The 17,596-nt window shown below is 69.7% G+C and carries 23 protein-coding genes; 9 read left to right on the forward strand and 14 right to left on the reverse strand.

Annotation, left to right across the window (positions count from 1 at the left end; translation table 11 throughout):
* Nucleotides 1-30: 30 nt before the first annotated feature.
* The 5 genes from ACT01A_RS05035 to ACT01A_RS05055 form a co-directional block, all read right to left on the reverse strand.
* Nucleotides 31-1,470: an IPT/TIG domain-containing protein gene (locus tag ACT01A_RS05035; RefSeq protein WP_445151151.1), complete on the reverse strand. Its 1,440-nt coding sequence runs from the start codon at nucleotides 1,468-1,470 to the stop codon at nucleotides 31-33.
* 116 nt (nucleotides 1,471-1,586) lie between these two features.
* Complete coding sequence (gene cpaB / locus ACT01A_RS05040) at nucleotides 1,587-2,282, reverse strand: Flp pilus assembly protein CpaB (RefSeq protein ID WP_445151152.1); 696 nt, start codon at nucleotides 2,280-2,282, stop codon at nucleotides 1,587-1,589.
* Complete coding sequence (locus ACT01A_RS05045) at nucleotides 2,279-2,455, reverse strand: hypothetical protein (protein ID WP_445151153.1); 177 nt, start codon at nucleotides 2,453-2,455, stop codon at nucleotides 2,279-2,281. Before ACT01A_RS05045 ends, cpaB begins: the two co-directional genes overlap by 4 nt.
* On the reverse strand, nucleotides 2,452-3,147 hold the full coding sequence (locus ACT01A_RS05050; RefSeq protein WP_445151154.1) for a sensor histidine kinase: 696 nt from the start codon (nucleotides 3,145-3,147) through the stop codon (nucleotides 2,452-2,454). The genes ACT01A_RS05045 and ACT01A_RS05050 overlap by 4 nt, the downstream gene beginning before the upstream one ends.
* Nucleotides 3,144-3,575, reverse strand: coding sequence for a winged helix-turn-helix domain-containing protein (locus ACT01A_RS05055; RefSeq protein ID WP_445152797.1), 432 nt, complete (start codon nucleotides 3,573-3,575; stop codon nucleotides 3,144-3,146). The genes ACT01A_RS05050 and ACT01A_RS05055 overlap by 4 nt, the downstream gene beginning before the upstream one ends.
* Before the next feature lie 183 nt (nucleotides 3,576-3,758).
* Between ACT01A_RS05055 and ACT01A_RS05060 the strand changes: the two genes are divergently transcribed.
* Entirely contained in the window at nucleotides 3,759-4,172 is a 414-nt protein-coding gene (locus tag ACT01A_RS05060; protein ID WP_445151155.1) for a helix-turn-helix domain-containing protein, read from the forward strand.
* A 65-nt stretch (nucleotides 4,173-4,237) separates the two neighbouring features.
* Here ACT01A_RS05060 and ACT01A_RS05065 read toward each other — a convergent pair whose 3' ends face one another.
* Nucleotides 4,238-5,641, reverse strand: coding sequence for a hypothetical protein (locus ACT01A_RS05065; protein ID WP_445151156.1), 1,404 nt, complete (start codon nucleotides 5,639-5,641; stop codon nucleotides 4,238-4,240).
* A 303-nt stretch (nucleotides 5,642-5,944) separates the two neighbouring features.
* Here ACT01A_RS05065 and ACT01A_RS05070 point away from each other — a divergent pair, with 303 nt between their 5' ends.
* A complete protein-coding gene (locus tag ACT01A_RS05070; RefSeq protein WP_445151157.1) occupies nucleotides 5,945-6,229 on the forward strand; it encodes a hypothetical protein in 285 nt (94 codons plus the stop codon).
* On the opposite strand, the gene ACT01A_RS05075 is transcribed toward ACT01A_RS05070, so the two are convergent.
* The 3 genes from ACT01A_RS05075 to ACT01A_RS05085 form a co-directional block, all read right to left on the reverse strand.
* Nucleotides 6,216-6,518, reverse strand: a complete 303-nt coding sequence (locus ACT01A_RS05075; protein WP_445151158.1) for a hypothetical protein — start codon at nucleotides 6,516-6,518, stop codon at nucleotides 6,216-6,218. The genes ACT01A_RS05070 and ACT01A_RS05075 overlap by 14 nt on opposite strands.
* 140 nt (nucleotides 6,519-6,658) lie before the next feature.
* Nucleotides 6,659-7,012 (reverse strand): hypothetical protein, encoded by a 354-nt coding sequence (locus ACT01A_RS05080; RefSeq protein WP_445151159.1) that lies wholly within the window; start codon nucleotides 7,010-7,012, stop codon nucleotides 6,659-6,661.
* A gap of 150 nt (nucleotides 7,013-7,162) precedes the next feature.
* Nucleotides 7,163-7,933, reverse strand: coding sequence for a DUF429 domain-containing protein (locus ACT01A_RS05085; protein ID WP_445151160.1), 771 nt, complete (start codon nucleotides 7,931-7,933; stop codon nucleotides 7,163-7,165).
* A 280-nt stretch (nucleotides 7,934-8,213) separates the two neighbouring features.
* On the opposite strand from ACT01A_RS05085, the gene ACT01A_RS05090 reads away from it, so the two are divergent.
* The 4 genes from ACT01A_RS05090 (at nucleotide 8,214) to ACT01A_RS05105 (ending at nucleotide 12,042) form a co-directional block, all read left to right on the forward strand.
* A complete protein-coding gene (locus tag ACT01A_RS05090) occupies nucleotides 8,214-8,783 on the forward strand; it encodes a hypothetical protein (protein ID WP_445151161.1) in 570 nt (189 codons plus the stop codon).
* A gap of 542 nt (nucleotides 8,784-9,325) precedes the next feature.
* On the forward strand, nucleotides 9,326-9,601 hold the full coding sequence (locus ACT01A_RS05095) for a hypothetical protein (RefSeq protein ID WP_445151162.1): 276 nt from the start codon (nucleotides 9,326-9,328) through the stop codon (nucleotides 9,599-9,601).
* A gap of 74 nt (nucleotides 9,602-9,675) precedes the next feature.
* Nucleotides 9,676-10,329 carry a hypothetical protein gene (locus tag ACT01A_RS05100; RefSeq protein WP_445151163.1) on the forward strand — a complete coding sequence of 218 codons (654 nt, stop codon included), beginning with the start codon at nucleotides 9,676-9,678 and terminating at the stop codon, nucleotides 10,327-10,329.
* 366 nt (nucleotides 10,330-10,695) lie between these two features.
* Nucleotides 10,696-12,042, forward strand: coding sequence for a transposase (locus ACT01A_RS05105; RefSeq protein ID WP_445151164.1), 1,347 nt, complete (start codon nucleotides 10,696-10,698; stop codon nucleotides 12,040-12,042).
* Nucleotides 12,043-12,051: 9 nt separating this feature from the next.
* Here the strand turns inward: ACT01A_RS05105 and ACT01A_RS05110 are convergent, their stop codons facing one another.
* Nucleotides 12,052-12,369: a hypothetical protein gene (locus ACT01A_RS05110; protein ID WP_445151165.1), complete on the reverse strand. Its 318-nt coding sequence runs from the start codon at nucleotides 12,367-12,369 to the stop codon at nucleotides 12,052-12,054.
* Between the two features lie 434 nt (nucleotides 12,370-12,803).
* Complete coding sequence (locus ACT01A_RS05115) at nucleotides 12,804-13,943, reverse strand: hypothetical protein (protein WP_445151166.1); 1,140 nt, start codon at nucleotides 13,941-13,943, stop codon at nucleotides 12,804-12,806.
* 20 nt (nucleotides 13,944-13,963) lie between these two features.
* On the opposite strand from ACT01A_RS05115, the gene ACT01A_RS05120 reads away from it, so the two are divergent.
* On the forward strand, nucleotides 13,964-14,155 hold the full coding sequence (locus tag ACT01A_RS05120) for a ribbon-helix-helix domain-containing protein (protein WP_445151167.1): 192 nt from the start codon (nucleotides 13,964-13,966) through the stop codon (nucleotides 14,153-14,155).
* 17 nt (nucleotides 14,156-14,172) lie between these two features.
* Here ACT01A_RS05120 and ACT01A_RS05125 read toward each other — a convergent pair whose 3' ends face one another.
* The 3 genes from ACT01A_RS05125 to ACT01A_RS05135 form a co-directional block, all read right to left on the reverse strand.
* Entirely contained in the window at nucleotides 14,173-14,592 is a 420-nt protein-coding gene (locus ACT01A_RS05125) for a helix-turn-helix domain-containing protein (RefSeq protein ID WP_445151168.1), read from the reverse strand.
* A gap of 136 nt (nucleotides 14,593-14,728) precedes the next feature.
* Nucleotides 14,729-15,091 (reverse strand): hypothetical protein, encoded by a 363-nt coding sequence (locus ACT01A_RS05130; RefSeq protein WP_445151169.1) that lies wholly within the window; start codon nucleotides 15,089-15,091, stop codon nucleotides 14,729-14,731.
* 72 nt (nucleotides 15,092-15,163) lie between these two features.
* Complete coding sequence (locus ACT01A_RS05135; protein WP_445151170.1) at nucleotides 15,164-15,934, reverse strand: DUF429 domain-containing protein; 771 nt, start codon at nucleotides 15,932-15,934, stop codon at nucleotides 15,164-15,166.
* Nucleotides 15,935-16,361: 427 nt separating this feature from the next.
* Here ACT01A_RS05135 and ACT01A_RS05140 point away from each other — a divergent pair, with 427 nt between their 5' ends.
* On the forward strand, nucleotides 16,362-16,871 hold the full coding sequence (locus ACT01A_RS05140; RefSeq protein ID WP_445151171.1) for a hypothetical protein: 510 nt from the start codon (nucleotides 16,362-16,364) through the stop codon (nucleotides 16,869-16,871).
* Nucleotides 16,872-16,910: 39 nt separating this feature from the next.
* Nucleotides 16,911-17,588 carry a homing endonuclease associated repeat-containing protein gene (locus tag ACT01A_RS05145; protein ID WP_445151172.1) on the forward strand — a complete coding sequence of 226 codons (678 nt, stop codon included), beginning with the start codon at nucleotides 16,911-16,913 and terminating at the stop codon, nucleotides 17,586-17,588.
* Nucleotides 17,589-17,596: the final 8 nt, after the last annotated feature.

Here is a 17,596-nt window from a genome sequence, read left to right on the forward strand (position 1 = left end):
TTCGCACAGCTTCTGATGTGGTGCGGGGCGCTAGCCCTGCGGGCCCATCGTGCCGTCCCACCCGGCGCGGAACCAAGGCGACGGGTCCCACGGGCCCGTGAGGAGGTACGGGTAGTCCGTGTAGTTGGGCGGCGAGCCCGCCGTCACCCAGTCCGAGTAGTTCGCGTGGTAGGTGAGGGTGTAGGTGCCGGCCGAGAAGATATACCGGGCCGGGAACGGGACGCCGTCGTTCAGCGACTGGGTGCCGTCGAACGGGGGCCACTGATCCTCGGCCGGTGCCGCGGGGTACCGGCTGCACGTCGGCCCGTTGGGGTCCGGCAGGCAGGGGTTGAACGCGTGCACCCGGTAGCCCGCCTTCCAGCGGTCCAGCTGCGCCTCGGCGAAGTTGCTCCAGCCGTCGTTGTCCTGGTCGTCGGCACCGTCGAGGACGCCGTCGCCGTCGCCGTCGGGGTTCGTGGCATCCAGGTCGCTGAACGAGCGGATCTTGTAGGGCTTCTCGTTCTTGTACTGGACCTCGGACCACCAGAGGTGCTGGCCCCCGAGGTTCCACTCGACCATGTTGGAGAGGCCGTCGCCGTCGGCGTCGCGCTCGTCGTCGGTCAGGTTGCCATCGTTGTCGAGGTCGAGGTAGACGTCGGCCAGCGTCAGGACAGGGTGCTTGCCGCCCGAGTTCTGGGTGCCGTCGCTGTACTGGAGCAGCGGGAAGCCCGACTTGGAGTAGACCCAGAGGGCGTACTCCTGGCCGGCGGTGAGGCCATCGCCGTCGAAGTCGTCGGTCAGGTCGCTCGGGTCGAGCGGGTTCGGCCACGGCTTGTTGCCCGGGTACGGGATGCTCGCGCCGTTGAGCTGCAGAGCCGAGTAGTACTCCCAGCCGTCGGCCAGGCCGTCACCGTCGGTGTCGGCGTTGCACGGGTCGACCAGGTACTTCAGCTCGAGCGCGTTCGGGAGGCTGTCGCCGTCGAAGTCGGCCGTCGGAGCGGCAGCGGCCTTCTGCTGGCAGGTCGGCTCCGCGGCGACCGGGGAGCCGGCCGGCGTCGTCGGCTTGGCCGTCGTGACGCTCTTGGCGGGCGAGACGATCGGCGAGCGGCTGTTCTTGGTCCAGGTCTTGCCCATCCGCGCCCCGACGATCCGCAGGCGCAGCTGGGTGGCGACCTTGACCTCATTGCGCTCGGCCAGCAGGTCGGCGGCCTTCATGGGCACGGTCACGACGAGCGTGGTCGACGTCGCCGAGTCGGCCTTGGCAAAGAGAACGGGCTTGCCGCTGCGGTAGAAGACCACCGTGCTCTTGCCCTTCCCCGCACGGAAATGGGCGCCCTTAACGGTCAGCTTCTGACCGATGGACACCTTGCGTGGCGAGATGCTGGAGACGGTCGGATAGACCGTCTTCGACGTCGCGGCTTCGGCAGCCGTAGGAGCCAGAACGCCGGCCGCTACGAGGATGAAGGAAAGGGAACGAAGGAATCGCAGCATGAGTTAGCCTCGGCCCGGGGTATCGGTCATGGTGAGGATCCCTTGAGGTGGGGACCCCCATCTGGACGGGTGGCCGAGGCGTACGCGGACATGCCGATCGCGTTGGTGAAGGTGTTTCATCGGAGGTCGGCTCCCACCGTCGTGCCGGTCAGACCGTGCCGGCGGTCGTTGGCTGCGCGCGGCAGCAGGCGCAGGTCACGGGCGAAGGACTCGGCGGCGGCCAGGAAGACGGCCTGGCGGACGGTGACGCGCAAAGAGACAGCGACGCGCCCCTGCGCGTCGTCGGCACCCACTCCGTCGGCGGCCGCGATCGAGCGCGCGGCGAGGACCTCGGCGTCTTCGAGGGCGACGGAGGTCGAACCGGCTCCCGCGCCGCTCTCGCGCGTGACGAGGACGTCGACGCGCGTCCCGGCGCGGATCAGGTCGGCGGGGCCGCGAGCGACGAGATCGGCCACGCGCTCTCCGGCCCGGACGGGCGCGCCGGAGGCCGCGGCCGAGGTGCCGTCGTCGATCGCAGCGGGCGTTACGTCCTCTCCGGCCTGGAGCGCCGCAGCCGCCTTCGTGTCGGCCAGCGCGGCGGGTGATCCGTAGGCCAGCGCGGGCGCGAAGCGCGCGGGAACGCGGCGGACGGTGAGGTTGCGCGCCGTCAGCGGCGTGCCCGCGGGGATGCGCGTACGAGCGACGACGACCGGGACGGACGGGCCGACCGCCCGGCGCAGCGCGGCCTCGCGCCCCGCGACATCCGAGGCGGCGAGGCCACCGAGGACGAGCGCGAGGCCGAGCAGGATGGCGGCGCGACGGCGGCGGGTCATCGCGGGAGCTCCGAGTGCGACCACTCGAAGTCGGAGCCTCCGGACATCGGCATGTCGCCGCCGAGCGCCAGGAACATGAAGATCGCCAGGACGAAGAGGAAGGCGGCGATCTGGAGCGCGACGAAGACGATCCCGAGGCGCAGGAGGATGCGGATGAGACGGTCGCGGGTCATGCGGGCTGCTCCGTGGTCGGGGTGAGGCGTGGGAGGTCGATCGCGACGCCTGGGGCTTCCTGCAACGCGGAGAGTCGGCCGCCGCAATGCGTCAGGACGGAGGCGGTGATCGCCAGACCGCGGCCGCGGGTGCCACGGCCGGCGGAGGGACGGCGGACGAGCTCGGCGACGGAGGCGGGCAGGCCGGGGCCGCCGTCGGTGACCTCGATGCGGACGTGGTCGCCGTTGAGCGCGGTGCGGACCGTGATCGCGCCGCCGCCGTGCTCGATCGCGTTGGCGAGGACGTTGCTGGTCGCCTGCGCGATGCGCAGCGCGTCGGCGTGGATGACCGCGGTGCCGATGCCGGGCGCCAGCGTCAGCGTCGTCCCGTGCGCGGCGGCCACGTCCTGCCAGGTGTGGACCTGGCAGCTCAGCAGCGCGTGGAGGTCGACCTCGTCGAGGCGAGCATCGGTCGGGTCGTCCAGCGCGTGCGCCGCGCGCCGCAGCTCTAGCTCCAGGGCAGCGACGGCGATGGGCGCGATCTCCCCGCGGCGTGCGGCGCCGTGTAGCGCGAGGTGCGCGGCAGTCAGCGGCCCACGGACCTCGTGGGCGACGCGCGCCGCACGCTCACGGAGGGCGCGGGCGACGCAGCGGGCGTGGAACGTCGCCAGCGCCGTGAGCGCGGCGAGGACCAGCAGCGGCGCGAGGGTCATGCGGCGGGCTCGGCGACAGAGGGCGCGGCGCACGGCCCGAGCGCGCGTCCGATCGGAGCGGCGGCGAGGTGCGCGCCCGGATTGTCGATCAGGCGGTAGCCGACGCCCCACACGTTGATGACGAAGCGATCGCCGTGGATGCCGAGCTTGTGGCGCAGGCGGCAGGCGTGGGAGTCGAGCGTCCGCGTGCTCGACTGAGCCGCGTAGCCCCAGATCGTCTGGAGCAGGTCGGCCTTGGTGTGGACCGTCGTCGGCGCGCCCGCCAGGACCCGCAGGAGCGCGAACTCCGTCTGGGTCAGCGAGACCGGATGGCCCTGGACGCGAACGTCGCGGGAGTTCGGATCGAGCTCCAGCGGCCCGATCCGCAGGCGACCCAGGCGACGGCGGTGCGAGGAGCGGCGCAGCAGCGCGTGGATCCGCGCGCGCAGGGCTCAATTTCAAGCTAGAGGCCGCGAAATTTGGCTCTGCGCCTTGGGTTTTGAGAGTGCGCGGAGCGGCGGTCCGGCGTATCCACAGGATTTCGCGCGTTTCGCTCACCCACGGACGCCCTTATCCACAGCGTGCCGCAGGCTGGCCGGAACGGGCTCGTGTGCGGCTTAGCGTCGGCGGTCTTGGCACTCGACTTCACCCCGCCCGATGCTGCCGGTGCCGCTGCCGCGCAATGCTTCGCACGCAACCTGCGACGGCGCAGGCGAGCGCTCGGATGGTCGCAGGAGAAGGCTGCCGAGCGCGCGCACCTGAATATGTCCTACTGGAGCCGTATCGAGCGCGGCCAGGTCACCCCCGGCATCCGGATGGCAGCTCGAATGGCGCACGCGGTTGGTACGACGTTGAGCGCCTTGGTCGCCGAGGACTCGGCACCGGTCGGTCCGGACCTGACGGTCCTCGTGCGTCGTCTCCGCCAAGTCGCAAGCGCCGCAGCGTTCGCGGACGCGGCTGCGTCCGCCCTGCTCGCCGAAGTGCAGGAAGACGCCGGCCTTTCGGCCGAGCCTCCGGCTGTCGGGCCTACTGACCCCGTGTCTTAGCCGCCGCCGACAACCGTGAACCTCCGCAGCGGCGGCGTCGCTGCCCTGGATGGCAACTACGTGCCCTACCCGTCGTCCTCGTGCTCGGCACGCCAGCGTGCGACGCGTCCGGCATCCCACCAGGCCTGACCGCTGATTGTGCCGTCCCGGGGCGGGTACTTGGCCATTCCCCGCTTCACGCCGCCGTACAGGACGCTGTGGCCGACGCCGTACAGGCGGGCGACCTGCGTACCGGTCAGCAGGAGGTGCCGAAGGTCACAGCGCTCGCGAACGGCGTCCGGCGCTTCCTTCCACGCCTCGATGTCGTCGAGCAGCCAAAGGTTCGCGCGGCCGAACCGCGCGGCCGGTTGCCAACGGTGCTGCCGCACTCGCTTCTCGAACACCCGGGAGGTGATGCCGAGGACATCACGCGCGGCGGTCGTCGTGAGAAGCGTCCGGCCGTCGAGCACGACGCGGTCATCCTCTTGCTCCCGTTCCCGCGCTGGTCGCGTTGCGGCGTCTGCTTGCCAGCGCTCGACAGCCGCGGCGTGCCACCAGAGTCGGCCGCCGAGTTCTCCGGCAGGCTCGGGCAGGAGATGCTGGTGGTGCATCATCCGGTCCCGCGCCGTTTGGGGGTTGATCCCGAGCTTGACCGCGAGTCGCTGCCAGTCGAACACGGTCGCGTCCAGCTCGCCCCCGCGCCGCTCGACCGTCTCGCCCTTCGCCCACAGCTCACAGTCCTCGCGCAGCCAGAAGGTCCGGCCCGCGTGGTGGAGCGCGGGCTCGGGCAGCGGCGTCTCGCGGACGCGCAGCGTGAACGTCGCACGGTGCATCGAGAACTCGCGCGCGAGGTCGGCGAACCGCACGAGCGTCCGGCCCGCCGCCTCGTAGCCTTCGGGCGGCGGCGGGTCGGCGTCGTCGAGAACGGCCTCGGCGTGACGGCGCGCCTCGGCGAACCCGTTGACCGACATCGCGAACGTGACGCCGCCCGCCAGGAGGTAGCGCGGCTCCCGAGGTCCAAGCTCCGCGTTTCGCGCTCGCGCCCACTCGTCGTACGCGGCGTTGTTCAGCTTGGCGGGCTTCGTGTCGAGCCATTCGAGCAGCCCGTCGAGCGGCGGCCGCCTGCTCGACCGGTTGAACCCGCGCACGAGCATCACCGCCTCGCGCTCCGCACGCCGCGGCGGCTTCGCCCCCGCGAGCACGTCCGTCGCGTTCCGCCACGAGCCCCACGCTCGCACGACGCGGCTCGCGTTCCAGCCTGGCACCCGTCCCGGCGCCGCCTCGTTGAACGCCCGGACCGTCAGCCGCTCGTCCGTGCGCAGGCCTAGTTCATCCCGGACCGAAGCGAGCGCGCGGAGCGCGTCCACACGCGCTTGCAAGCGGCGGTCGGCGCGCGTCTGCCCAATCGGCACGCCTTCGAGTTCCGCGACGAGCCGCCCGTACAGGTCAAGCAGGTCGGCCTCGGACAGCCGGTCCGCGCGTTCAAGCACGTCCCGCAGCTCACGGCTCGGCCGACGCCCCCGCACCGGAGACCCACCGTCCCCGACCTTCCGACGACGACGCCGCGCGCGACGAGATCGCGGGCGTTCGGTCGTGCTGGTGTCCGGCTGTGTGTCCTCGTGCGCGCTCGTGCTGGCGTCGTGCGCGCTCGTGCTGGCGTCGTGCGCGCTCGCGCCGGTCCCGGCACTCGTGGTGTCGGTGTCGCGGTCGGCCACGGCCCTTGCATCGGCCCGGTCCGCTGGTACCTGAACACCACGGACACGGAACTCAATCTTGTGTCACGCTGCCATTCTATGAGCTGGACCCCCGAGCGCTTCGCTGAGGACACCGATCATCACTACGCGCATGCGCAGTCCTACGAATCGCTGCGTAGCCCTGACGTCAACAGCGACTTGCAGAACGCGCTCCGGGCGGTCGCCTCGGCGCAGGATGCCGCCCGGGAGGTCATCAAGGCGCTTGCGCGCCATCCGGAACTTCTCGACGCGAACGAGCTGATACTCGCGGAGAACTACCTGCTTTCCGTCGAAGCGAGCACGCGCAAGCTCCGCGCGGGCTTCGACTTCCTCAAGCCTTCGTAGGCGGCGTCGGGACGCGCCGCAGCACTGCCCGGCGGGAGGCGGGCAGGATGGACACGCGGAAGCGTTCTCCCGTGTCCGTGCTGATGACGCCGAGGTCTTCCGCGTCCTGAGCATCGGTCACCGGTCCGATGAGCACGTCGAGGGCGTCGCTTACCTTGACGGCCGAGACACCGGCAAGCTCGCGGACCTGACCGTTACGACTACGGCCGTACGCGACACCGTCAGTGAGGTGCAGGTCCGTGCCTTCCGTCTCGGCGAGAGCTTGCAGGCAGAAGGCCAGGGCGTCCATCCCCCAGACGTACGCGCGCGCACGTCGTTCGGCCGCCGTACTCGCGATCGGCGTGCCGCCTTCCCCGGCCCACAGCGCGCCCCGATCACCCTCCTTGAACGACGAACGCCCCGGCGCACGGCCGGGGCGTCCGCAGGCGGTCACGATGGCGACGCGGCGTCCTCCGTCGCCAGGCTCGGCGGCTCGTGGCCGAGCGTGTCCCGCAACAGGATGAGGTCGCGCGTCAGCGTGGCGCGAACGATGAGGTCGTCCACCGCCGCGATGGTCTCCGGCCACGGCGCGAACGGCGGCCACGCTTCCGGCTGCTGGATCTCGATGGCGTGCCGCGTGAGGAGGACGGTCTCCTCGACGGTGAGACACCCCGCCTCCCAGCTATCAACGGTGCGCGCGGCGGTCATCACCTGCTCGTGCCGCACGCCGCGTCGTGACTCGTCATCCGGCCAGAAGCCGTCCGTGACGGCTTCGAGCTGCTGCTGCGCGGCAACGCCGAGCAACGGTCGTAGATGTACGGGAACGATAGGGTCCGGGTTGTCCACGGAGTGCTTCTCCTTGGGCCGTGCCCCGGGCGGTAGCCGCCGCGCCGGGGCGTTTTATAGGTCTGGCGTGTGGCGCCGTCGTCGGCGTCACGGTGAAGGTCGTGCCGGTCAAAGGCCGGCGTGAAGCGAGGCGAGGGAGTCGGGTTCGGCCGGGATGTGCACCCAGCCCTCGAAGTGCGCGCTGTCGCGCTGTTCCATCGTCGGTAGCAGCGTCGCCCCGGACGCCGCAGCCATCGCCATAAGCGCGGCGATGAACGCGTCGAGCGCGCGGTCACTCGCGAGCAGTCGGCGACGCGCCTCCCCCGCGAGCAGGAGCCAGCCCGCGGCCTCGGTCTCGATGCCCGCGACGATGGCCGCACGCAGGCCCTGCGCCGTGCGCGGCTCGATGTGCCTCCCGGCCCGGTAGCGGCGGAACGGCAGGCCCCACATCGCGAGCGCCGCGGACGGCTGCACTTCCACCACGCCGCGGGCGGCGACGAGGCAGCCGGGCTCGCGGCGGTTCGAGCCGTCCGGCTGCGTGAACGGCACGCCGAGGCGATCCGGCTGGTGGCCGGTCCGCTCGTGCAGGCGGCGCAAGAGATGTGCGGCGCGCCAAGCGGACGCACTGCTGCCGTCCGAGGGCACGGCGCGCGGGCGGACACGCACGCCCCGCGCCTCGGCGACGGCATCGCGGACGACCAGGTCGGTGACGCGATGGCGCATCCGCCTAAGGTCGGCCCACGCGGGCCAGAGCCCGAACGAGAGGTAGTAGCCGATCGCCTGCGCGTACGGCTCGGGCCAGCCGAGCGGCGCGTCCAACCCAACCCACGAGGCGGACTCCAGGGCATCGAGCAGGTCCGCGTCGCGAACCCGACCGGCCGGAACGTCCGTGATCGCCATATCCGCGTACCAACGAACTTCGCACAGGACGGTCTGCTCGGGCCGGGGCGTGAGGTGAACTCCAACGGTGCGTAGCAAGGCGGCGGACGCTAAGCCGCCTTTTCCACCGAACCGGCCGAGCGCGCCGACGTGCTCACGCGCCGCTTCCCAGGGACGTCGCCGAAAAGCAGGACCCCACTACCGCTGATGCGTTCACTTCCTCACCGGTACACGTCACAACTCCACGGCCCACCGCTCTTAACGAGCACATTAATGACCGTGACGCCTTGGAGAGTGATTAGTGAAGTACCCCCTGCATCATCCGTCGCCGGATGACGCCTTCCGCTTCCGACTCGTGCTGCTTGCTACAGCCGTGCTTGCGGCGACAGTAGCCGTGGCTGCGTTCGCCGCACTGCCCATCGCGCCGAACTCCATCTACAGCGGGTACGCGACGTACCGGGACTCGCCGAAGGACGGCCTGTCGAGCTTCGAACTCCGCACCTCTACGACTGGCCGGCGTCTCATCGTCACGCCCGGCTACTTCCAGCTTGCGAAGCACTGCAATGCGAAGTGGACGGGCACCGTGGACGTGAGCGCGCTGCCCAACCGCCACTGGCTGACGGTCCGTGACGGCGCGTTCAGCGGCGCGGGTCGCACGAGCTTCCAGCCTGCTGCTGACTCGCCGACGTACGCCGCGCGCTGGACGGTGCGCGGCAAGTTCACCGGCACGCAGCACGCCCGCGGCACCGTGCGCGTCTCGATGCGCCTCACGCAGGACGGCCGGACGGTCTTGTCGTGTCCGACTCAGACCGCGAAGTGGAGCACGACAAGCGTCCGCCCCGCGCGCGGTGAGGGCAGCGGGCGGGGCTGACGCAAGCGCCTTTACAGACGCATCATCGCGACACGCTCGACACGAGCGACCTTCAAGGCACAAACTCGATGCCTTCCGCTTTCGACTTCCGTTCCAGGCCGAAAGCTCCACTTGATGGGGTCATCGAAAAAGCCCATAACCCAGGACGCCCATTGTGGATCTTGATGGTCGCGCAGAACTAGGGCTCGAACGGTGTCCGGGTAGGCCTCGACTTCGTTTTCGACCATCCATACCGTCAGATCTGCGAAGTACCGCAGTATGAGAGGCCCGGGCCGGTGGTGGTAGCACACTGCGACCTGCTGCTGCACGTCCGCTAAGTGCGCGATGACGAACCGCTCATCAGGCGTGTCCCCCGTCTTCGCGTAGATGCCTCGAGTATACGCATCCAACGGGCATCGACCACGAGGTCGGGTGTTCCCACCGGTAGAGGTCGGCCAAGCAACATCTGAGAGAGACGCGATGTCGAACGCCCACCCGCGCCAGTTCTTCCACATTGGCAGAAGTACAGCAAGAGAGGGCGTGCTCGCCGGATAGTCCGACGTATGGACCCGATGCACGAACGGATGCGGCAGCGCATCGAACAGAACGTTCGGCGCTGGGAGACAATCGCCGCGCACGGACGCGCACAGATTGAGGAAATGGAAACGCTTTGTCCTAGTAACCCTGTTACCGCGAGCGAGCACGAGGACCAGGTTGAGAACCGACGCCGTGCGTGTGTCGAGCAGGAGAGCTTCGCCCAGGACGGACGTGAACTACTGGCGATGCTTGACACGGACGTCGTACCGCTCGAAGCACGGCACCTCGCTGCGCTGCTCTGATATTCGCTCGCTTCGAAGAAGCTGCCGGTCCGCTACCCGGGGCGGCCTAGCGTCGGCCCCAGATGACGGACCCCGTGGACGCGTTCCTCGCGCACTGGCGTGCGCTCGACCCGGACGACCGAGCGCGAGCGTTTCAGCGTCTCGCGGATGCGGTCGCTGCTGAACAGGCTGACCAGGACGGCCACGCGGGGCGCCTGCTGCGCTCGGTCGATGCGGTGGCCTCGCACCTCGGCCGCGTGCCGACGTCGCCGGAGTACAACGCCGCTGCGCGCGAGCTTCGTGCGGACGGCGTGGACGTCGTTCCCATCGGTCAGCTAATCCGGCATTTCGACACGTGGGCGGGTGCGCTGGAGGCGTACGCGATGTGGCGCGACCCAGCCAAGCTGACCACCCCGCGGCTCATCGAAGCGCGGTTCAAGAAGCGTCGTCTCGGCAAGGTCTGGCGGTACACCCCGGAAGCCCTCGCGGACGCGATGGCCGAGTGCGTGAAGGCGATCGGCCGGCCGCCCCGCGTCGCCGAGTTCGAGTGGTGGCGTCACGAACAGTTGGAGCGCGCGCACGCTGCTGGCAGTCCGAACGCGCACTTGCCGTCCGCGTCTCCGTACCGCGGACGGTGGAAGACGTGGGACGCCGCGCTCGTCGCGCTCGGCTACGCGCCGGAGTGGATCGCGGAACGCCATCAGGACGCCCCGCTCGCGCTTCCGGACGAGAGCGAGCAGACGCCCTAGGCGACCACGCGCCCATCGAATCCGAACCGGGTTCGTCCTCGTCGCCGGTTTGGGCCCAAAAATGGCGCAGCGTGACCGCGAATGGCTCGCAGGAGACGAACGACCGGGAAGGACGGCACCGAGCCGTCTCCCCTGTCGGCCGTCCCTGTTGACGCCGCTGATGCTGACGGTACGGCCGTCCCCGACGGCGTACCGGCTGGCCGGTCAAGGTCGTCGGCGCCCTCGCGGCGGCTGCGGTACACGCGCTTTCCGGAGCCGCCGGAGACCGTCGAGTTTCCGTGGGTCCGGACCCGCGAGCTTCACGCGTCGCGGAGTACGGCCCGGATGCTTCGCGACTGGCTCGATAGCCCCGCGTGGGCCGAGGTAATGACTCCGGAACTCGACGTCTGGGAGGAGGAGTTGCGGCGTCGGCCGAACGGCAGCCGGAAGACCTCCGCGCCGCTCTACTCGCCGCACGAGCTGGAAGCGATGGAGGCGTGGCGTCGGATCGTCGGCGTGACCACCGCGAAGGATGCGCGGACGCTGCTGTGCAGCGACCTGCACGCGGCTGACCGCGAAGCGCTCGGCTTCACGACCGCCAGGAAGGTGCCGACGCGCGGCAACCCGGATCGCTTCCGGATGGCCGGTGTCCCGAGCGAAGCAACGATGAGCCGGTACCGGACCCGCGTCGGCTACCAGCGCCGCGCCGACCTGTGGGCGCGGTTCCTCGCTCGCCTGCGCGAGGACTGGGTGGCGGGGTCGGGCGACGAGGCACGTATCGCGCACCTCGACGGCTTCAATATGCCCATCCAGGGCCTCGCGCCGGTCATCGCCCGCAAGACCGGCGAGGTCGTGAATGCGGACGCCATCACCGTCCCGGACGCTGGCTACCAGTCGCCGTACAACAACGGCCGCAAGGGCGGGCACGGCTTCAACAACGTCTGCGTCTGGGACGGCCTCGGCGTGCCCATCGCGCACCGTCTCGTGCCGATGCAGCACGCGGAGAACAGGACCGCAGTCACCGTCCTGGACGACCTGCACGAACGCCTCGGCGGGCTGCGCGAGCGGTTCGCCGTCGGCGTGCTCTCCGCTGACGCAGCGTTCGCCAGCGGCGACGTCCGCCGCGCTGCACGCCGCGCGGGCTACGTGGAAAATATCCACGAGGTGAGCCACGGCGACAAGCCCGAGAGCTTCAAGCGCGCGCAGCAGTACGCCGGCCGCAACGTCCCCATCCAGGGCTACGACAACTGGTTCGTGAACGGCCACCGCGAACTCGCCTGCGCCTGTGGGCAAGGCACGCAGGAGCGCGACGCCTGGCGCGAGCCGGACGGCACGGCGCGCGTTCGCCTCAAGGGCCGGTGCGTGAACTGCGGCTCGGCGAGCCTGCTCTCCGGCCGGTGGCGCCGCGCGCTCAACCCGACGCGGTTCGTCCCGATGCTCCCGGGCGACGGCGACGAGCACGCGGACCTCGCGCTCGGCAACCCGCTGACCTACAACGACCGGATGGCGAACGAGTACGGCCGCCAGCGCTTCGGGCGTGGCGAGTCGCCGCACGGCATCCTGAAGACGAAGTACAAGCTGAACACGCGGCGCCGCTACCGCAGCCGCGCGGAAGTCGAGCTAGAGACGAACCTCGTGTTCGCGCTCATCGTCAGCCTCGCCATCCAGAACCGCGAGCACGAGAACACCACGGCGGCTGCGACTGGCCCGCCCGTGCTTCCGCTCGCGGCCTAGCGCCGCACGCTAGGCGCTGAACTCGAAATACGAGCCGACGCCGTAGTCGTAGATGCTGATGTTCTTGCCGCTCACCTTCGCCTCGTAGTGGCTGCTCGTGCCGTAGTCGTAGCCCCTCACCGTCGCGCCTTCGAGATTGAAGTCCACGTAATGGGACTCGCCGTAGTCGTAGAGCGAAGGTGGCGAACCACCGAAGTAGAAGCCGCGGCCGTAGTCGTACACGTTCACGTGTGACGGGCCCACCTCGCCGCTGAAGTGGAAGTAATCGCCAGCCGTGTAGTCGTAGACCGCGGTCACAGACGGCGCGACCAGAAAGCGAGCCGCCACGTACGCGACCGTCCGACGTACTCCAGCGTTCATACGAGCAGCCTAGGACGCTACCCGGACGCGCCTCGTGCTCGCTCCCGCACGTCCTAGGAGGCTTATCCACAGCGGACGCCCCCGCGCTGGCCCTCGGTCAAGCCCCGTTTCGCCTGCAAACTAGCTTGAAATTGGACGGCTGTTCTAGGTTGAAATCAACCCCCGCAGGGGTTCGTTTTCAGTTGGAGGAGCCGCGAAATGTTAGTCGTGGCGCGGGGTTTTCGGGGCAAGCGAGCGAGGCCGTTTTCGCTGTACCCAAGATTTCAGCCGTTCCGCGTGGCTGAATCCGCCTTATACCCAGCATGCCCGCGGTCAAGATCCCAAGACCTCGCGTCAGACGGCCGGTTTCGTGACTGATCGCGCGCGGCACGGATGCGGTCTGCTGTGCTGCTTGAACCTAGTTAGGCCGCTCGTACTCGGCGTTTGCGTCTCGCCGCGTACTCGGGATGCTCGGCGAACCACTCGTGCGTCTTCTTCGCATCCCACCAGTAGGCTCGTCCAACCTTGCCTTGTGGTTGGGGGTAGTGAGGACTGCTGCGCTGGATGCCGAGGCTGATCGCCTGTTGGCTGACCCCTCGCAATACGGCGATGTTCTCTACGGTCTGCACGCGTCCGGCAAATTCGTCACCGACCGACTTCGGCGACTGGCCTTTTCCGAAGCGTTCAATGTCCTCGGCGAGGTAGAGCGATGCCCTTCCGAGTAGGGCAACGACCGGGAACCGTCCTTCGCGTGTCGCGTTCCTGACTGCTACTTCGGTCCATCCGAGTAACAAGCTGGCACCGATTCGGTTCACGAGCCGGTGGCCGTCAAGCACGAGGCTGTAGTCCTCGATCGTGCGTTCGGCTGCTTTCGGTGGCGTGTCTCCGTCGCGTTCGGCAACGGCTCGCCGGACGGCCCCGGCGAACGTCGTCGTGCCGAGCATCGAACGCACCGCGGAAGATCCTGGATAAGGCAGTTTCTCCGGCGACAAGCTCGCGTTGCGTTCCTTCGCCCAAGTGTCGTAAGCGTGGTTGGCGAGCGCTTGCGGCTTGGTCGCGACCCAGTCGGCAATAGCCTGGCGTGCGTCTTGTCGGGAGCGGCGAGCGAAGCCCGTGGTCAGGCGCGCTGCGCGCTCGCCGATGCGGTCGTGCGCTCGCGCGCCGTGGAGGACGTCGAGCGCAGTCCTCCAGCGTCCCCACGCCCGTACGACACGCGTCGCGTTCCAGACACTGCCCGTCGCACGGCACCCTTCGTTGAAATCGCGCGCGGTGAGACGCCGGCCGCTTCCTACCAAGCCCCGGCGCTCGTACTCCGCGGTGAGCGCGTCGAGCGCTGCGACGCGCTCGGTGAGCAGGTGCGCCTGCCCGACCTCATCACCTGACTCGCTCGTAAGGCTCTCTGAGAGCCGCTGCCACAGGCGCAGGCGATCCGCTTCGTTCAACCGCTCGGCAGCGTCGAGCGCCGTGCGCAGGTCCGGTCCGAAGGCAGCATCGGTCACCGCCACCGTGATCGGCAGCGAACCCCAGACGTTCACGCGCTCGGCGGGAGCAAGCCGCCTCATCGTGGCGGTAGGTTGCGCCGATGCGAGGGACCTCCGTGAAGCTGCCCGATGACGTGTACGTACTGATGGAACGCGCCGCCCGGGAGGTCGGGCAGTCGCCATCCCAGTTCATCCGCGAAGCCGTCCTCCTGCGCTGCGCAGTCGTCGGCGGCGAAGTCACCGACGAGCTCCGCTCGCTCGCAGCCACGCTGCGCAGCGCCGACCAGATCTAGCCGAGGCGCGCCGCGGGCTACAGCGAGCGTTTCGACGGGGAGGCTCGCCCTCCCGCGTCCGTCTGGCCGACGCCTTCGACGTCGGTCAGCAGGTCCGTGAGCGTCGCGTCCGTGGACGCGACCGTGTCCGCGACCGCGCGGAGACGACGGACGAGGTCCACGAGGTCCGGGCCGTACGGCGCGGACCGCTCGTGCTCGTCGGCGACCAGCTCACTGAGCGTCACGCCGAGGACCGTTGCCATTCGGGCGGCTACTCGGAGCCCCGGCACGATCCTGCCGCGCTCGATCCTGTTCCAGTAGGACGTGTTCATATGCGCTTCCAAGGCAGCCTGCTCCTGCGTCCACCCAAGCGTCAGGCGGCGAGCCCGCAAGTTCCGCGCGAAACGCAGCGCCGCCTCCTGTCCAGCCGCATCCGGTGCTGCGAAGTCGAACGCCAAGGGCGACAGAGTACCCCATATGCGATACGACTTCGGCGGCGTCCCGGTCGCGGGCGCTAGCGCGGCAGTGTTCCTGAACGTCGAGAGCCCCGGCAGGGGCCGGGGCTCTCGACGTTGCGGCGCGGAAGCCCGCCTCTCAGGTCGGCTCGTAGCCGAGCGTGTCGCGCAACTGGATGAGGTCGCGCGTGAGGGTCGTGCGGGCGATGAGGTCGTCCACCGCTTCCATCGTGTCCGGCCACGGGGAGTACGGCGGCCAGTCGGCCGGCTGCTGCTCCTCGATCGCGCGGCGCGCGAGGAGGATGACCTCCTCCCGGGTCGGGCAGCCCGCTTCCCAGTTGTCCACGGTATGCGCGGTCGTCATCAGTGCGTCCCGGTGCGCGCGGCGCGCAGCGAGATCGTCCGGCCAGAAGCCGTCCGTGACGGCCTCCAGCTGCTGCTCGGCAGCGCGGCCGAGCACGGGTCGAAGGTGGGCAGGAACAGTAGGGTCCACGTCGTCCACGGAGGTAGTTCTCCTTGGGCCGTGCCCCGGGCGGTAGCCGCCGCGCCGGGGCGATTTACAAGGTCGTGCCGGTCAGAGACCGGCGGGGGCAAGAGAGGCGAGCGAATCGGGTTCCGGCAGGTGAACCCAGCCCTCGAAGTGCGCGGCGTCCCGCTGGTCGAGCGTCGGCGGCAGGGTCGCGCCGCTCGCAGCGGCCATCGCCACGAGCGCGGCGACGAACGCGTCAAGCGCGCGGTCGCTCGCAAGCAGGCGGCGGCGGACTTCCCGGTCCAAGGTCAGCCAACCCGCGGCTTCCATCTCGATACCGGAGACGATCGCCGCGCGCAGCCCGGCCGCCTTCCGCGGCTCGACGCGCGTCCCAGCCCGGTAGCGGCGGTGCGGGAGCCCCCACATCGCGAGCGCCGCGGACGGCTGGACCTCCACGACGCCCCGTGCGGCGACGAGGCGGCCGGGCTCACGGCGGTTCGACCCGTCCGGTCTCGCGAACGGAACGCCAAGCCGGTTCGGCTCGTAGCCGGTCCGCTCGTGCAGGCGACGCAGGAGGTGCGCCGCCCGCCAAGCGGACTCGCCGCTGCCGTCCCCGGGCACGACCCGCGGCCGGAGGCGCACGCCGCACGCCCGGACGACCGCGTCACGAACCGCGAGGTCGGTGACGCGATGACGCATCCGCGACAGGTCCGCCCAGCTCGGCCAGATGCCGAAGGACTGGTAGTAGCCGATCGCGAGCGTGTAGTGCTCGGGCCAGCCGAGAGGCGCGTCGAGACCGACCCACGACACGGTCTCCATCGCGTCGAGCAGCCGGGCGTCGGGCACGCGCGTGAACGGCGTCTCCACGAGGGCCATATCCGCGTACCACGACACGGCACAGGCGACGGTCTGCTCGGCCCGTGGCGCGAGATGGATACCAAGCGTCCTAAGCAAGAGGCCGACGCTAGGTCACTCCTCCGGTCAAACCGGTTCAGTCGGTTGGCCGGGTCGTTTCGTCTCTCCGGGGAAGCGAACAGGCTACTCACCCGGCCGTGGACGGCGCTCGTCTAGACGAAGGCACAACGGGCTCCCTCCTCTTTGCACAGGAAGCCTAAGCGTGGTTCCGCCTTGCGCCGCAAGCGCAAGCAACGCCTTGCGTATCGTCCCTCATTGTTGTATGTCACAACAGTTCTCACCGTTCGTCCTATACGTCGGAGTGTTGCATCTACCGACGACGGGACCACTAGTGAGACTTTCCACGCGACGACTGCCCGGCACTGACGCCTCGCGTCTGCGACTCGCCTTGACCACCGCGCTTGCACTGGCCGTCCTCCTGGCCGCGAGTGCGCTCGCGGCTACGGTCGCGCCGAACTCGACCTACGCGGGCCGAGCGACGTACGCGGACGGCAAGACGGACTTCCGCCTGCGGACCTCCTTGACGGGCCGGCGCGTGATCGTCGTTCCGGGCTACTACCGGCTCGCGCAGCACTGCTCGAAGAAGTGGCGCGGGACCGTGAGCTTCAGCGAACTACAAAACCGGCACTGGATCACCGTCGCTGAGGGCGGCCGCTTCACCGGGACCGGACGCGGGAGCTGGCAGCCGCTCAGTACGGACCCGGCGACGTATGTCGCACGATGGACGGTGAAGGGCCGGTTCACGAGCGCGACGACCGCACGCGGCACCATCCGGATCACCGTCCGCACCACCCGCGGCCCAGGCGGCCCGACGACTCTCTCCTGCCCGACCGAAACCGCGAAGTGGTCCACGACGGACGTCAGCCCCCTCGGCCCAGGCGGCAGCGGCCGGGGCTGATCCGGTTCCGCGCCGAACTAGGCCTAGCGTCGGCCGCGGATGACCGACCCCGTGGACGCGTTCCTTGCGCATTGGCGAGCCCTCGACACGGAGGAGCGGGCCCGCGCGTTCGAGCGTCTCGCGGATGCCGTCGCTGCTGAACAGGCGGGCCAGGACAGCCACGCCGCGAAGCTGCTGCACTCCCTCGACACGGTGACCGCGTACGTCGGTCACGTGCCGACGTCCGTGGAGTTCAACACGGCGGCTCGGGAGCTTCGCGCGGAGGGTGAGGAGGTCGTGCCGATCGGTCAGCTCATCCGGCATTTCGACACGTGGGCGGGCGCGTTGGAGGCGTACGGTCTGTGGCGCGACCCGGCCACGATGACCACCCCGCGCCTCATCGAAGCGCGCTTCAAGTCGCGTCGTCTCGGCAAGGTCTGGCGGTACACGCCGGAGGCGCTCGCGGACACGATGGCCCGTTGCGTCGCAGCGATCGGCAGGCCGCCGCGCATCGCTGAATACGAATGGTGGCGACACGAGCAGCTGGAACGCGCGCACGCTGCCGGTGACGCGCACGCGCACCTGCCGTCCGCCTCTCCGTACCGGAGGCGCTGGAAGTCCTGGAACGCCGCGCTCCTCGCGCTCGGCTACTCGCCCGAGTGGATCGCCGAACGCTTCGATGGAAGCCTCATCGGCCAGCACGTCGAAGGGGAGCCCGAGGCGAGTTCAGGCGGTTAACCGGTTTG

The sequence above is a fragment of the Baekduia sp. Peel2402 genome (assembly GCF_052567285.1).

Coding starts and splice junctions, on each gene's coding strand:
- ACT01A_RS05070 (WP_445151157.1), top strand. CDS start 5,945: ATGAGCTGGACCCCCGAGCGCTTCGCTGAGGACACCGATCATCACTAC.
- ACT01A_RS05135 (WP_445151170.1), bottom strand. CDS start 15,934: ATGGCCCTCGTGGAGACGCCGTTCACGCGCGTGCCCGACGCCCGGCTG.
- ACT01A_RS05120 (WP_445151167.1), top strand. CDS start 13,964: ATGCGAGGGACCTCCGTGAAGCTGCCCGATGACGTGTACGTACTGATG.
- ACT01A_RS05045 (WP_445151153.1), bottom strand. CDS start 2,455: ATGACCCGCGACCGTCTCATCCGCATCCTCCTGCGCCTCGGGATCGTC.
- ACT01A_RS05115 (WP_445151166.1), bottom strand. CDS start 13,943: ATGAGGCGGCTTGCTCCCGCCGAGCGCGTGAACGTCTGGGGTTCGCTG.
- ACT01A_RS05095 (WP_445151162.1), top strand. CDS start 9,326: ATGGACCCGATGCACGAACGGATGCGGCAGCGCATCGAACAGAACGTT.
- ACT01A_RS05085 (WP_445151160.1), bottom strand. CDS start 7,933: ATGGCGATCACGGACGTTCCGGCCGGTCGGGTTCGCGACGCGGACCTG.
- ACT01A_RS05035 (WP_445151151.1), bottom strand. CDS start 1,470: ATGCTGCGATTCCTTCGTTCCCTTTCCTTCATCCTCGTAGCGGCCGGC.
- cpaB (WP_445151152.1), bottom strand. CDS start 2,282: ATGACCCGCCGCCGTCGCGCCGCCATCCTGCTCGGCCTCGCGCTCGTC.
- ACT01A_RS05145 (WP_445151172.1), top strand. CDS start 16,911: ATGACCGACCCCGTGGACGCGTTCCTTGCGCATTGGCGAGCCCTCGAC.
- ACT01A_RS05050 (WP_445151154.1), bottom strand. CDS start 3,147: ATGACCCTCGCGCCGCTGCTGGTCCTCGCCGCGCTCACGGCGCTGGCG.
- ACT01A_RS05105 (WP_445151164.1), top strand. CDS start 10,696: ATGACTCCGGAACTCGACGTCTGGGAGGAGGAGTTGCGGCGTCGGCCG.
- ACT01A_RS05075 (WP_445151158.1), bottom strand. CDS start 6,518: ATGGACGCCCTGGCCTTCTGCCTGCAAGCTCTCGCCGAGACGGAAGGC.